Source organism: Sphingobacterium sp. NPDC055431 (assembly GCF_053644255.1).
In genome coordinates, this window is record NZ_JBSHLH010000005.1 from 113,970 (window position 1) to 130,301 (window position 16,332).

Here is a 16,332-nt window from a genome sequence, read left to right on the forward strand (position 1 = left end):
TTGATTATAATTTCTGTAATAAACTTTCCTTCCAATTTGCATAGAGGTCATTATAGATATCCTTATGCTGAGGTTCGATGGTCTTTATCTTTTTCAAGCCCGAGAAGGCCTCTTTTTTATCTTTATACAGCTGTGCTCCAATTCCTGCTCCTAATGCCGCTCCAACGCTTCCGTCATTCTCATAAAGTTCGACTGGTACATTGGTTACACCAGCAAAGGATTGCTGAAACACAGGGCTCAGGAACATATTGGCATAACCGGCCTTAATAACCGTAGGATGGATTTCATTTTCCTTAATGATATCTAGACCATAACGAAACGAATGGGCTATCCCTTCTTGGACGGCACGCCAAATATGGGAGGCATCATGTCGCACAAAGTCGAGATTCTCAACATGCCCATTGACAGTTTTATTGTTCAGCATGCGCTCAGCACCATTCCCAAATGGCAATACTACAATCCCTTCAGAACCAATAGCAACTTCAGCAGCTTTTTGGTTTATCTGATCGTAATCCAGGCCTTGAGCTGTCAGCTTTTTGATCCAACTATTTTGGATACCGGTTCCATTAATACATAATAGCACACCGATATTACTTTGCTCTTTCCTATGGTTGACATGGGCAAAACTGTTCACCCTTGATTGCTTATCAAAAATCAAATGGTCCGCAACCGCATAGATCACACCAGAGGTACCGGCCGTTGCAGCGACTTCTCCAGCATCAATTACACCAAGGGATAAAGCATTATTAGGTTGATCTCCTGCCTTATAGCTTACTATCGCTTTCTCCGAAAGTCCTAATTCAGTGGCTACAGCCTTATCGATGGAACCATAGTTTGAAAAGATTGCTTGCACTTCAGGGACTAAAGACTGATCTATACCATAATAATCCAATAAAGTATCTGATAAGGTGTCTTTTTCGAAATCCCAAAGAATGCCTTCAGAAATGGAACTCGGATTAGAATTGATCTGCTTAGTCAGGCACATACATAGAAAATCGCCTGGAAGCATAAACTTATGAATCCTTTCATACAATTCAGGCTCATTGTTCTTTACCCAAGACAGTTTTGATGCCGTAAAATTACCAGGAGAGTTAAGATGGGATCTTAGAAAACCTTTAGGTTCCAAGGATTGGAAAGCCTCGTTTCCAATTTCCACTGCCCTACTGTCACACCAAATAATGGAATTGCGCAGTACTTTCTGGTCCTTATCAACCAGCACTAGGCCATGCATTTGATAGGCAATTCCAATGGCAGCGATATCCTTCGGATCATATTGACCACTAGCATTGGCTTTCAATATGGCTTTCTTGGTATTTTGCCACCAAAGTTCAGGGTCTTGTTCAGCCCAACCTTTTTGCTGCGAAATGATTTCAGATTCCGTCTCTGGATATTGGGCAGAAACAATTCGTTTCCCGGTCTGTGCATCCAACACGGAAACTTTAATAAAAGAGGTCCCTAAGTCAATCCCTAGTAATAGCATAAATTGTTTATAATGGATAAGTTGATTCCACAATATAATTATTTTTAAAATAAGACCTACATTCTATTATGAAATCATGGAAAGCACAGTTTTATCAGCACCCTTCCAAACCAATAGCTAAAAACATACAAAACCCTGATAATCAACCAAAAAACATCTCATTCATTCACTCTTTTCAACTATAACGTTTTCGTAAATAAAGATATAACGGTTTAGCAAAGTCAGTTACTTTATTGGTTATTATTGTGATATAAACCATTACAGATCATTCATTATCTAACTCCATTTTCCGCTTCCTAAGCCTATTTACCAAGCTTTCGAAATGGAAAATGAATTGTAAACCTTAAACTCTTTAAATTATGACAAAACAGTATGTTTTACTCATCCTATTCTCGTTTTGGATGATTCTGCTCTCTGCAGACCCCTGTTTTTCACAGCAAAACCAAAACCTCATACGAGGGACCGTCAAATCAACGGATGGCACTCCTGTTGAAGGAGCCAGCATCATGCAGACAGGTACAAAAAATGGAACCTTATCTGATGGAGACGGAAAATTTGAACTGGAATTAACAAACGGTACTAGAGGAACCCTGACAATTACCCACACGGGCTTCAATACACAGACCGTTTCAATCAACAGTCAAGATTTACAGATTTCTTTGCAACCTAAAGCAGAAGACTTAGATGAAGTCGTTGTAGTAGGTTATGGTACTCAAAAACGAAAGGACCTTACTGGTGCCGTTGCTTCTGTACAAGCCGAAAAGCTTGAAAAAGAAGCCCCTAGGTCGGTCCAAGATCTATTGAGAGGAAATGCTGCAGGTATTGTAATCAGCCAAGGAAATACAGCGAAGGGCGACGCGGATCTTCTGGTAAGAGGAAGAGGAACCCTAAAAGCTGGCGCTAGCCCACTCAATGTAGTTGATGGGGTTATCTTTGATGGAACATTTGCTGATATCAACCCAAATGACATTGCTTCCATCGATATCCTAAAAGATGCAAGTGCAACCGCAGTTTATGGTGCTAGAGCAGCAAATGGCGTCGTATTGATCACTACCAAACGCGGTGCTTCCGGTAAACCAACCATTACGTTGAATGGCAATTTTGGCTTCGTAGAAAACTCCTACATGCCAAGGGTCATGAATGGACAGGAATTCCTAGCCTATCGTTATGATTATGAAATGGGTAAAAGAGCCCAAGATTACCACGACAAATATCCTGAAATGTTTGTGGATCCAAGAAAACTGTCAAATGTGGATCAATTGGCATGGTATAACTATGACCAAAAAGACCCTGCAACAACCGTAACGGAAGAACAATTGATCCGCTCTTGGTTAGCAAGGTTAGAAATGAGATCTCCTGAAATTGAAAATTACCTGATTGGGAAAGAAACAAACTGGCAAGATCAAGTTTTTCACAAAGGAATCCAGCAAGATTATACAGCAAGTATTTCCAATAAAACGGATAACCTAAACTACTATTTCTCCCTTAACCATGTAGATCGCGAAGGCTTTATCGTTGGAAACCGGTTCAAGAACTTCAGGACCAGGATCAACTTGGAATCCAAGATCACCAACTTCTTAAAAATTGGAACCAACGCCAACTTTGCTGCCAGAAACGAAGGTTTCCTACAGGCAGATTGGGGGCAATCAGCAATTATTCCTCCATATGGGTCTAACAATATCGATGATCCGAACAGCCTTTACAGAAGATTGCCTACGGGCGATGTTACTCCAGTTAACCCATTCTTCGATAATATGTTTAGAGACCGTGTGGATCGCTATAACACTTTAAATGCAACTCTATACGGCGTTATCACATTACCTTATGGATTTGAAATCCAATCCAACTTTACGCCATCATTCATCTGGAGAGAATACTACAATCACGATTCTTCCCTGAACCCAGAATGGGCAGCTAAGGGCGGAACGGCGGAACGTTCCTTCTTCAGGACCTACAACTGGCAGATTGACAACGTCCTGCGTTGGAAAAAAGCCTTTGGAGATCACAACTTTGAGGTTACTTTACTTCAAAATGCTGAAAAAGGTCAATATTGGAGAACCAAAGCTACGGCTTCCAACTTCGTTCCTAGCGATATCTTAGGCTGGCATAGAATACAGGCCGGAACGGTTCCTTTGAATGAAAGTGATGACACTTACCGCACTGGAGATGCCTTAATGGGTCGTTTATTCTACTCTTTCAAAGACACCTACCTTTTCACCGCATCGGTACGTCGTGACGGTTATTCTGCATTCGGTTCTCAAAACCCTCGTGCAACCTTCCCTGCACTGGCCTTCGCATGGAATTTCACGAATGAGAAGTTTATGGAAGGAACTAAATCTTGGTTAGACTACGGAAAACTAAGATTGACTTGGGGAAGAAATGGTAACCGCGATATCCCACAGTACGACGCACTTTCTGATATGACCTCAGGCTTACATCCATATATCGACTCCAAAGGAAATGTTTACCTAGGCTCACAATTGTATGTGAACCGCATGGCCAACCTGGGGCTAAAATGGGAAAACAAAGCCTCTTATAACTTAGGTTTGGATTTCGCGATGTTCAAGAACCGCCTATCTGGAGCAATTGACCTGTACACCGCAACAACCCATGACCTATTAGTTGACCGCGAACTACCTGAAATTATTGGTTTCAGCAGCGTAGCAGCCAATTTAGGAGAACTTAAAAGCCATGGTATCGACGTGAGCTTAACTGGAAACATTATCCAAAAAGAAACCTTTAACTGGTCTTCTAACTTCATTTTCATGCTAAACCGCAGAAAGATCGTAACTCTTTATGGCGACATGGTGGACATTAAAGATGATGCCGGCAATGTTATTGGCCAGAAAGAAGCTGATGATATCAAGAACAGATGGTTTATCGGACAAGACCCTGACCGTATCTGGGATTACGAAAGACAAGGAATCTGGCAACAAAATGAAATTGATGAAGCTGAAAAATTCGGATTACAACCTGGAGATTTCAAATATATTGACCAGAATGGCGATGGCGTGATGACTGATGCTGACCGTATCTTCCAAAGGTACAAAACACCGCGCTTCCGTTGGTCTTGGAGAAATGACTTCAACTATAAAAACTTCAACCTTTCTGTGTTCATTTACTCTAATTGGGGACAAACTGATGGATTCAACCGTGCAGCAAACAACAGTAACTTCGCTGACCGAACTACTGATTATGTGATGCCGCGTTGGACTCCTGAAAACCCAATCGATGATTATGCGAGAATCGGTTCAAAGAATATCGGATCAAATTACATCAATAAGTCCTTTGTTAGGTTAGAGAATATTTCTCTTTCATACTTGGTGCCTTCCAACATCTTGGAGAAAGCAAGCATCCGAAACCTTAGGATTTCTGCTTCTGTAAGAAATGCCGCCATGTGGGCTCCACATTGGGAATTTGGTGACCCAGAAGGATTTCCTGTTCCTAGAACCTACAACCTAAGCCTTAATTTCTCACTATAACCTATTGATCATGAAAACTTATAAGAAACTATTATATATCGGCTTATTTGGCACTGCTTCCATCACCTTGATGGAAAGCTGTAGCAAAGATTGGCTAAAACCTCAACCCCTATCCTTCTATGCCCCTGAAGTAGCCCTATCTACACCTGAAGGACTCTACTCGGCACTGACCGCCTGTGAGCGGAATATGCGACATGAATTCTTTGGAGATGGCGCACCTATCCTGACCGAAATCATCCAATCGGATGTGGCTGTTGAAGGGACTACGGACAAAGCCGGTCCTCAAATGAACATGGACATCGCACTCCTACCTGATGCACAGCTTAACCATGAAAACAATACGCGTGTGGGTTGGTATTGGTATGAAGCCTACAAAGGGATCAAATATGCCAATACGGTGATCGCCAGGATAGACAATGCAACATTTAAGGATGACGCTGAAAAGAACGCTATCCTGGGTGCAGCCTATTTCCAACGTGCTTATCGCTATTACAAATTGGTTCATCAATTTGGAGATGTCCCTTTCCTGGACTGGGAAATCAACGAGCCTAAATACGATTTCTATTCTTACGATCGCTGGAGCATCTTAAAAAGACTGAAAAAAGATCTAGAATTTGCATACCAATGGGTACCGGAAATAGTTGATCGTGGAAGGACCTCGAAAGCAGCTTGCGGAATCCTCTTGATGAAAGTAGCTATGGCACTTGAGGATTTTGATCTGGCCATCAAAGTTGGAAACGAAGTAGTAGCCAAACATCCTTTGATGAAGAACAGGTTTACCGTCAACCAGAACCGACCTAATACAAACTTGATGTTTGATCTCCACAGTGTTGAAGCAAAGCTGGACATGAGCAATACCGAAGGTCTAATGTATGTAGTTGCCTATCCAGAAGCAGAGGGTTCAGCAAGAATCGAAACCATGCGTAATGCCGTTCCATTCTGGAATAATGGAAATATCAAAACACCAGATGGCCAAACAGGAACCAATGTAAACTTGGCCCCGGGCGAAACCGACCCATCCATGGACCTCAACAAATCCTATGGAAGAGGAATTGGAAGGTTGAGACCTACATGGTATTTCAGCAACTCGATCTGGAGAGCCGACAAAGAAAAGAACGACCTACGCGGCATCCACAATATGAACAGCTGGAAACGCATGGAAGACTTGAAATACAACAGCCCAGACCTAAAAGCTAAGGGAAGTCAATGGTATGGAAAAAACTTCGTCAAAAGCCCTAGTATGAGCCCAGAAGACACCATCCGTCTTTGGTTCTCATGGCCGCATTACAAGGTTTTTGTACCAGATCCTTTGAGCTCCACTTGGACAGGCGGTGAAACCCCTTGGTATGTATATCGTTCGGCTGAAGTTTATTTGCTTTTAGCGGAATCATATTACTGGAAGAACCAACCTGGAATGGCTGCAAATGCGCTTAATGAAGTTAGGACAAGAGCCGGCGCAACCCCTATACAGGCAGGAGATGTCAATATCGGGGAAATCCTAGATGAACGCGCAAGAGAGCTTTACTACGAAGAAAACAGGCACGTAGAATTGGTCCGGATGTCATATACCTATGCTAAGACCAGAAAGCCTTGTGAAATTTTTGGAGGAAGGGTCTACAGCCTTGAAAACATCAGCGGACCAGGAGGCACCAATTCCAACATCAAACAAAATGGTGTGAACTTCTGGTATGACCGTGTGGTAGCAAAAAGCAATTTCTACAACAAAGGAGTAAAACATAAATGGGCAGAATACAAAATATCCGTTCACCATATCCTTTGGCCGGTTCCAGCTGGAGCGATCAACACCAACCTAAAGGGAATTATCAACCAGAACATTGGTTACCCTGGCGCGGAAAGAAATGAAAAACCATTAATCGTGCCTGATGAAGGAACAGTATTGGGTCCTAAAGCAGAATAAGAGAAAATTACATGTTGAATACCATAAAATAGCAATCAATGAAAAGAAAAACGATTATCAGATCCATCTCCTCAGTAGGGCTCGCCCTATTACTATCCGCCCAGGCAAATGCACAATCCAGCGATAGCAAAGGTTTTAAACCTCTGTTTGACGGAAAAACTCTGGCTGGTTGGAAATCCGCAGGTGGTGCAGCACCATATACCGTTGAAGACGGAGCAATAGTTGGAAGAATGACCAAAGGAACCCCAAATTCCTTTCTGATCACGGAAAAAGAATATGGCGACTTCATCCTTGAACTCGATATCAAACTGGAAGGCGATAAAACCAATTCGGGAATCCAGACCAGAAGCCATATCGACCCCAATGCCAACAATGGAAAAGGAAGGGTCTATGGCCGTCAGATTGAGATCGACCCTTCTCCACGCGCTTGGGCAGGCGGTGTCTATGATGAAGGAAGAAGAGGATGGATCTATCCATTGGACCTAAATGAACCTTCAAAATCGGCATACAAAAAGGATGAATTCAACCATATCCGTATTGAGGCCATCGGAAATGAACTTCGTTCTTGGGTTAATGGCGTGCCTGCAGCTTATGTTGTGGATACCGTCGATGCATCTGGCTTCATTGGTTTACAGGTCCACAGCATCCCTGCTGAATTGGATGGCAAAAAGGTATATTTCAAAAACATAAAGATCAAGACTGAAAACCTTAAACCTAGCCCATATCCAAAAGGCCAATACATAGTAAACCTTACTCCCAATGCATTAAGTGCGACAGAGCAAAAGAACGGCAGCAAATTGCTATTCAACGGCAAGAACTCCGATGGTTGGCGAAGTGTAAAGGGAGAAAATTTTCCGGAAAAAGGTTGGTCAATCAAGGATGGCATCATAAAAGTGCAGAAATCCGATGGCGGCGAATCTACGAATGGTGGCGATATCATTACCAAGGATAAGTTCAGCGTGTTTGACCTGTCCTTTGAATTTAAACTTACACCGGGTGCTAACAGCGGTGTAAAATACTTTGTCACCTTGGCGGAAAAAACATCAGGATCTGCCATTGGATTGGAATATCAGATCTTGGATGACGCGAAGCATCCTGATGCAAAATTAGGAAGAGATGGAAACCGCACCATTGCATCCCTGTATGATCTAATCACTTCCGATAAAGGTAGAGGTGCCACAAGACCTATTGGAGAATGGAACAGAGGCCGTGTATTGGTGGACAAGGACAACAAGGTGACCTACTACCTCAACGGTGTCAAAGTTTTATCCTATGTGCGAGGATCTAAGGAGTTCAAGGATTTGGTGGCAATCAGTAAATACAAGGACTGGGATAAATTTGGAGAAGCTTCGGAAGGACATATCCTGCTTCAGGACCATGGCGACGAAGTATCGTTCCGATCAATAAAAATCAACAAAATAAAATAACCATTAGCTGTCAATAAATATGAATCATTATTTATCACGCAGGAGCTTCATCAGCAAGTCTATAATGGCAGGAGGTGCAGTTTTACTTTCCAACAGTGTACTGGGGAAAGTAAAACTTGCCAGTGCCAATGAAAGAGTTAATCTTGCCTGCGTAGGAATAGGAAATAGAGCGAACGAAATCATCAAGGAACTGTACAAAACCGGACAATGTAACATTGTCGCACTTTGCGATGTGGACATGGGCGCAAAACAAACCCAGGAAATCATCAAGATGTTCCCAAATGCGCCAAGATATCAGGATTTCAGAAAAATGTTTGATGAAATGGGCAATCAGTTTGATGCTGTTGCCATTGGAACGCCTGACTTTGCCCATTTTGCCATTACCATGCAGGCCCTGGACCAAGGAAAACACGTCTACGTGGAAAAACCTATGGCAAGAACCTTCAATGAGGTGGAGCTGATGATGCAAAAAGCTAGGAAAAACCCGAAGCTTGCCACTCAAATGGGTAACCAGGGTCACTCCGAAGCCAATTACTTTCAGTTTAAGGCTTGGAAAGATGCCGGGATCATCAAAGATGTTACCCGCATCGATGCCCATATGAATAGCCCAAGAAGATGGCATGGCTGGGATCCAAACATCACTGGATTCCCATACCCAGAAAGAATTCCGGAGACCCTAGATTGGGAAATCTGGCAAATGCAGACGCTTGGCCACCATTACAACAAAGACTTTGTAAATGGTCAATGGCGTTGCTGGTTTGACTTTGGAATGGGTGCATTAGGAGATTGGGGAGCCCATATCTTAGATACCTCCCATGAATTCCTCGAGTTGGGATTACCGACCGTGGTTGAGGCAAAATCCCTAGAGGGACATAATTCCTATTTCTTCCCCATGTCCTCGACCTTGAACTTCCATTTCCCGAAAAGAAAGAATATGCCTGCAGTGGACATCAACTGGTATGATGGACTTACAAACCTGCCACAGATTCCGGAAGGTTATGGTGTCTCAGGATTGGATCCAAACATTCCACCGCCAAGTACAGGAAAAATTGAACCCGCGAAACTAAATCCTGGAAAAATAATCTATTCCAAAGACTTAATTTTCAAAGGCGGATCACATGCCAGTACCTTGTCCATCATTCCAGAAACCAAAGCCAAGGATATGGCGTCAAAACTTCCTGAAGTTCCCGCTAGTCCTTCAAACCACTTTGCAAATTTCCTGAATGCCTGCAAAGGAACGGAAAAGACCAGGTCATCCTTTGAAATCGCAGGACCGCTCAGCCAAGTCTTCTGTCTTGGAGTCATCACTCAGAAAATGAACAACAGAATTGAGTTCGACCCAAAAACCAAACAGATTACCAACGACAAGTTCGCCAATGAAATGCTTTATGGACCTCCTCCAGCAAGAGGATGGGAAGAGTATTACAAGGTGTAGTATTTACCAAATAGTATTTAGTATAAAGTATTTAGTATTTAGACTTTCCTTTATTGCGGACAAGAGTTTAGAAGAGTTACTTTTTAAGTATTTAGACTTTCCCGTATTGTGGACAAAGGTTTAGAAGAATTACTTTTTGAGTATTTAGACTTTCCCGTTTTGTGGACAAAGGTCTAGAAGAGTTACTTTTCAAATATTTAGTAATAATATTTAATATTTGGATAGATTAGCCGACCTAGGTCTAAATACTAAATACTTTCTACTAAATACTAAAAAAAAAGATCTGCAAAATATTTGCAGATCTTTTTTTTTGGCTCCTGAAGCTGGGCTCGAACCAGCGACCCTCTGATTAACAGTCAGATGCTCTAACCAACTGAGCTATTCAGGAGTTTAAACCGTCCCTTTCGTTTTCGGTGATGCAATTATCGGAAGTTTCTCCGACAAGTGCAAATATTTTTTGGCGATTTATCGCAAGTTATTCAAAACCAATTAGAATTAATTAAACAGAACATCTCGCAGGATATACGTCGCGAAGCTAAAGTAGATCACTAAGCCCGTTACATCGACAATAGTCGACACAAAGGGAGCTGATGAACTCGCTGGATCCGCTCCAAACCTACGAAGTATGAATGGCAACATCGCCCCGACCAATGATCCCCAAAGTACCACACCGACCAAAGAACTCCCGATTGCCGCGCCATACAGGTACCATGCATCACCATAGGTATCCTTGAACACTTCCTCAACCCCAATTCTCATGAAACCTAAAACACCTAGGATTATCCCAAGCAGCAAACCCGAAAGGATTTCACGCTTCATAACCATCCACCAATCCCGAAGGGTCACTTCACCCATCGCCATCGCTTGAATGATCAGGGTGGATGCTTGAGAACCGGAGTTCCCCCCGCTAGACATGATTACAGGCATCAACAAGACAAGAACGGTAGTGAACTTGGCCTCGTAGTGCTGAAGGACATTAAAAGTCAACAGCTGGCCTAAAAACAGCACGATAAGCCACCCTGCTCTTTTCTTCACTAGGTGAAAGATCGAAACATCCAAATAAGGTTCATCTAAGGCCTCGGTACCCCCGATACGCTGCATGTCTTCGGTATACTCTTCATTGGCCACCCATAAGATATCATCGATCGTCACAATACCCAACATGATATCCTGTTCATCCACCACCGGAAGGGCCACTCGATTGTTCATACGGAAAATCGTCACGGCCTCTTCTTGCGGGTCATCGGCATGCAAAGAGATCAAGCGGTTGTCGATCAAGTCTGCAATTACCTTATCTGGCTCCGCCAGAAGAATGTCCTTGATCCGAACGTCATCGATCAGCTTCCCATCCGAGTCGATCACATACAAGACATCAATCGTTTCAGAAGCCGAACCGTATCGACGGATGTGATCCAAAACGCGAGGCATGGTCCAATGTTCCTTCACTGTTATGTAGTCCGGAGTCATCAAACGTCCTACCGAATCTTCAGGGTAGCCAAGCAAGGACAGTGCTTCCTTTCTCTCTTCGGGAGTCAACAGAATAATGAGCCTTTTTACAACATCACCTTTCAGTTCCGAAAAGAAGGAAGTACGGTCATCCGGAGGCATCTCGTTTAGGAGCTCTCGGATCTTGGAAGCCGGTAATTTTTTGAGAATTCTTTCTTGGGTGGGGAAGTCTAAAATACGGAACACATTGACCGCTCTTTTAAGACTTAAAGTTTCTAAAAACAGGGGGCCATATTCAGGAAGCTCATCAATCAATTCTTCAACATCCGAAATATTTAGTTCGTTCAAATAATCCGCAAGCTCAGTATGATCTCCACGTTCAATCAATTGCTCAACATGTGCTACAAGCATTGCTAATTCTTCCATACGCCTCCTTTATTTTATTATCCTACATTGGTCCAAAAATCGTTTGTGCAAAAGTCGTTTTTTTTGGCATAATAATATAATTAATTTTTAATCAATAAATCCGACAACCCGGACAACTCAATAAGCATGCAACACCCACACCCGCAACATGCCATAATGTCACTAGAAAAATTTACTAGACCAACCCAATAAATCGAGATCAAATCAATGGGTAAATTCCAGTTCATAAAAATTAAGAAAATCCGGGGTTTCAAATTTTTGAAAATAAAACAGGGACGAAAACCAAGTTGGAATCCCAGCACCTGGATCTAGAAATTTTTCAAATCAAAAATCCACCCTCCAGCTAACGTCAATCCTATTTTAAAAAAAGCCTTAAGAAGCGCCAAACATTTGAATTTATTAAAATTTAACCTACATTTACAAAGCAAAAAGTTAACTGAATTATTAATCGCAACTCAGTGATTTAAAGACAAAAATACACTTAAAACAGTGTAAATTATGGAAAAATCAATATGAATATTAAACACTATTATTCAACTACTTATATCTTCTATAAAAACAATCAATTAATATAAACACCTAAATTTTTACTAATATATTTAGTATATGCTAATATCACCATATTCTATCAATTATAAAAAGCTTTTTATCAGCATTTTAACTATTCTTATAATAAGTTTAAATACACATCTTGTAAAATCTCAAATAATTGACAATGAACAAGCCTCTTCTAAGGTTAAGTGGAGACAGATAAATACTGAAAAATTTCAACTCATATTCCCGATGGAGTTCGAAAAATCAGCCTTGCTCCTCTCCCAACAAATCGACAGCATGATTGATTATTCCAGTCGGGATTTAAAGCGCGCTCCAAAGAAAATTTCAATAATTCTTCACGAAAATCATATTGAACAGAACGGCTATGCACAACTTGCCCCTCGAAAAGTCGAAGCATTTTCAACCCCTGGACCTGCAAGCGATAATACTGAATGGCTTCCAAATCTCATCCAACATGAGTTAAGACATGTAGCACAATTTGACAAGTTGACAGGTAGTATTCAAGGTCCATTTTTCCAACAATTGGCCTTCGCATTGTATGGTCTTCACCTACCGGCTTGGTACTTTGAGGGAGACGCGGTCTCCATAGAAACTCAATTTTCTGCCGGAGGTAGAGGCAGAAGTAGCTCCTGGTTCATGCCCCTTCGGACCAATTTGCTCTCCGGAAAAGACTACTCTTTTAGTAAAAATATACTAGGGTCTTTCCGAGATCTGACCCCCTCCTACTACCTCACCGGGTACAGCATGAACAGCTATCTGACCAACCATTTTGGCTATGGGGTAAAGGAAGAAATCATGGACAACATGAGAGCAAATCTATGGCGACCTTTTAACTTCAATTTAGCACTGAAAAAGTACAGCAATCTGAACAGCAAAAAACTCTATGACGCCACAATTTCTGAACTCAAAAAGGAATGGGAATCTTCAAAAAATGAAGGAAATTTTAACCTTATTTTTAAGGAAAACAACCGCTACCCCACGCACTATTTCCTTCCTCAAACCAACTCCTCAAAAGCAATTTTTACCCTTGTTCAATCACCCGCTTTCATCCCAGAAATCAGAAAAAGAACTGCAGATAAAGAAGAAATCATAACCAAAATTGGGTACCAACTCACTCCATATTTTCATGTGAACGACCAATTTCTGGTATGGGATGAACTCAGAAAGGATGCTAGATTTGGCAAACAGACCTATAATATTATTAGGATTTTGGATCTCAAAACTGGAAAAATTAAGGACCTTTCTAAAAATTCTCGATTTTACAGCCCTATATTGAGCGATAATTCCCAAAAGGTATATACAGTCCAAGTGGACCAAAACAACTTATCTAGCCTCTTCTATATCGACCGAATTTCAAAGAAATCCTCAAAAATCATGGATTTTCCTGCAGGATTTCTTATCCAACAGCCCCGCTTGAATGCAGATGAAACAAAGATTTCAGCGATTGCCATCAGTCCAAAAGGGACAAATATCATTGAGATAGACCTCGAAACCTCGCAATTTAAGGAGCTGTTTCCTTGGTCAAACCAAGAATTCCAACGTCCCATTTACCTGGAAAATGACCTTATTTTTAAAGCTCAATTTCAAAAAATCGACAATCTTTACCGCTATTCCAGCAACGATAAGAAGCTATATATTATCTCAGATTCGCCATTCGGAGCCTTTCATCCAAGCCCCGGGAACAACCATTCCGTACTTTATAACGAGTATCAATTCAACGGATATAAAGCAGCTTTCCTTGACTCTGCACAACTGATAGGACAGGAAATCACAGCGAATTTTGAGGTTCCGGCCCAGACAGACCACAGGATAAAAGCTAGTTTTGCAGGACCACAACCCGAGGAAACACAGCCTTATCAAGTAGAAAAATACAATAGCCTTAGTCATTTATTTAACTTTCACAGCCTAAGCATAAGCAGCAATAACTTCGAAAGTTTCGACAATTATAGACCTGGAATCTTCTGGATTGCCAATGATCTACTCAATACTTCTCAGCTAAAATTAGGTTATGAATACGATTTGGACATGGAAAAAAGCGTCTATTCAGCAGAGCTAACCTACCAGAAATACTATCCGAAATTCAGTTTTTCCTATAAAAACAGGGGCCAAATCGGCTATGCTAAGAAGCAAAACTCGGAAAATGAGTACACAAGATTTGACTTCAGGGAACATGTTTATAGCTTGGACATGCAGATTCCCTTGAGCATTTACAGAGGAAAAACCACCTATAACTACGGCTTTAACCTAGGTACGTCCTATCAAAAACGATATGATTTAAGCTTAAATACCCTGCGGGGATTTCATGATGAAATTGCCTTCCCTCTCAATTATCAGGCATATTTCAACCGTAATCAAAGAAGAAGTCAAATGGACCTGATCCCTAAATGGGGACAGAATATCAATGTTCTTTACCGTCATGTACCATTCGAAAACACGTTAGAAGGCTCATTATTTGCCATCAGGACCAATTTCTATTTTCCTGGTTTCTTCAGGAACCATGGCTTCCAGGCTAGGCTATCCTACCAGAAAACTGATGGAAGATACAATGATACCTATGATATTCCAATGGTATCTGGCTATGCTCATTTCGATTCGCCGAAAGTAGAAAACACCCTTTTGATGAACTACAGGTTCCCGATTGCTTATCCCGACTGGGCAATTGGGCAATTGGCTTATATCAAACGTTTCCATGGTTATTTCTTTGCCGACTATCAAAATATCCAGGACAGCAAGGCCGAACCTACCTCATTCGGAATAGGCCTATCAGCAGACTTCAATATGTTCAAATATGTACTTCCAGACTTTGGAGTGGGAGCTAAACTCAGCTATATCAATCAGGCTAGTGCCAAGCAGCGGTTTGTGCCAAGCTTCAGCTTGAGCTACAGCTATTAAACAAGGAAGGGGAACCAAATGGCTCCCCTTCCTTTATTTTATAGATAATATTAGTCTAAAATAGCTTTAACACCAGGAAGTGTCTTACCTTCCATGTATTCTAACAAAGCACCACCACCAGTACTAACATAGCTAACATGTTCTGTCATTCCAAATTTAGATACCGCAGCAGCTGAGTCACCACCACCGATCAATGAGAATGCACCGCGCTCTGTTGCTGCAACAACTGCATTTGCAACCGCACGAGTACCTTTAGCAAAAGTATCCATCTCAAATACACCCATTGGACCATTCCACAACAAGGTATTTGAAGCCATGATCACATCTTTAAAATGCTCAGAGGACTCAGGACCTATATCCAAACCTTGCTTATCAGCAGGAATCTCATCATTAGGACCATCATAAACATTGGCATCATTTGCAAAACGGTCAGCAATCTGAGCATCAGTTGGAAGAACCAAGTTCACGCCTTTTTCATCCGCTTTTTTCACTAATTCATTTGCCAAATCCAATTTATCTAGCTCAACCAAAGATTGACCAATTTCACCACCGCGCGCCTTTACAAAGGTATAAGCCATACCACCACCAATGATCAAATTGTCAACTTTGTCCAATAAGGCCTCAATCAATTCCAATTTATCAGAAACCTTAGCTCCACCCATAATAGCTGTAAATGGACGTTCAGGTTTATTCAATACTTTCTCCGCATTTTCAATTTCCTTCGCCATTAAGTAACCAAAGTACTTGTTGTTAGGGAAAAATTCAGCAATAATAGCCGTAGAAGCATGAGCTCTGTGCGCAGTACCAAATGCATCATTAACATAGACATCACCTAATTCAGCTAATTTCTTTGCAAAATCACGGTCTCCTTTTTCTTCTTCTTTGTAGAATCTTAGGTTCTCTAACAATAAAACCTGACCTGCCTGCAAATTCTTTGCCTTCTCCACAGCATCAGAACCAATACAGTCATCTGCAAATTGTACATCAACACCTAATACCTCAGATAAGTGCTTTACAATATGTTTAAGTGAATATTTGTCGGTAGGTCCTTCTTTTGGTCTTCCTAAGTGGGACATCAAAATAACGGAACCTCCGTCTTTTGAGATCTTTTTAATAGTAGGCAGCGCACCTTGAATACGGTTGTCATCAGTAATGTTGAAGTTCTCATCTAAAGGAACATTGAAATCAACTCTTATTAAAGCTTTCTTCCCGTTGAAATTTAAATCGTCGATAGTTTTCATTTTATTTTTATTTCCGGTTGATTTTAGAGT

General features: G+C 41.4%; 8 protein-coding genes and 1 tRNA gene. 5 read left to right on the forward strand and 4 right to left on the reverse strand.

Annotation, left to right across the window (positions count from 1 at the left end):
* Positions 1-4: 4 nt before the first annotated feature.
* Positions 5-1,480 carry a xylulokinase gene (locus tag ACWIB3_RS07185; protein ID WP_454291259.1) on the reverse strand — a complete coding sequence of 492 codons (1,476 nt, stop codon included), beginning with the start codon at positions 1,478-1,480 and terminating at the stop codon, positions 5-7.
* 359 nt (positions 1,481-1,839) lie between these two features.
* Here ACWIB3_RS07185 and ACWIB3_RS07190 point away from each other — a divergent pair, with 359 nt between their 5' ends.
* From ACWIB3_RS07190 to ACWIB3_RS07205, 4 genes are read left to right on the forward strand one after another with little or no spacing between them, the layout of a single operon-like run.
* Positions 1,840-4,962 (forward strand): SusC/RagA family TonB-linked outer membrane protein, encoded by a 3,123-nt coding sequence (locus tag ACWIB3_RS07190; RefSeq protein ID WP_454291260.1) that lies wholly within the window; start codon positions 1,840-1,842, stop codon positions 4,960-4,962.
* Between the two features lie 10 nt (positions 4,963-4,972).
* Positions 4,973-6,880, forward strand: coding sequence for a RagB/SusD family nutrient uptake outer membrane protein (locus ACWIB3_RS07195; RefSeq protein WP_185214049.1), 1,908 nt, complete (start codon positions 4,973-4,975; stop codon positions 6,878-6,880).
* Positions 6,881-6,918: 38 nt separating this feature from the next.
* Complete coding sequence (locus tag ACWIB3_RS07200) at positions 6,919-8,307, forward strand: 3-keto-disaccharide hydrolase (protein WP_454291261.1); 1,389 nt, start codon at positions 6,919-6,921, stop codon at positions 8,305-8,307.
* A gap of 19 nt (positions 8,308-8,326) precedes the next feature.
* Positions 8,327-9,742: a Gfo/Idh/MocA family oxidoreductase gene (locus tag ACWIB3_RS07205; RefSeq protein WP_454291262.1), complete on the forward strand. Its 1,416-nt coding sequence runs from the start codon at positions 8,327-8,329 to the stop codon at positions 9,740-9,742.
* Positions 9,743-10,053: 311 nt separating this feature from the next.
* On the opposite strand, the gene ACWIB3_RS07210 is transcribed toward ACWIB3_RS07205, so the two are convergent.
* Together ACWIB3_RS07210 and mgtE are read right to left on the reverse strand one after the other, a co-directional pair.
* Positions 10,054-10,130: transfer RNA gene (locus tag ACWIB3_RS07210), tRNA-Asn, on the reverse strand.
* A gap of 107 nt (positions 10,131-10,237) precedes the next feature.
* Positions 10,238-11,614, reverse strand: coding sequence for a magnesium transporter (gene mgtE, locus ACWIB3_RS07215; RefSeq protein WP_185214112.1), 1,377 nt, complete (start codon positions 11,612-11,614; stop codon positions 10,238-10,240).
* A gap of 783 nt (positions 11,615-12,397) precedes the next feature.
* On the opposite strand from mgtE, the gene ACWIB3_RS07220 reads away from it, so the two are divergent.
* Entirely contained in the window at positions 12,398-15,061 is a 2,664-nt protein-coding gene (locus tag ACWIB3_RS07220; RefSeq protein WP_454291263.1) for a hypothetical protein, read from the forward strand.
* 50 nt (positions 15,062-15,111) lie between these two features.
* Here the strand turns inward: ACWIB3_RS07220 and ACWIB3_RS07225 are convergent, their stop codons facing one another.
* A complete protein-coding gene (locus tag ACWIB3_RS07225; RefSeq protein ID WP_454291264.1) occupies positions 15,112-16,302 on the reverse strand; it encodes a phosphoglycerate kinase in 1,191 nt (396 codons plus the stop codon).
* Positions 16,303-16,332 lie beyond the last annotated feature (30 nt).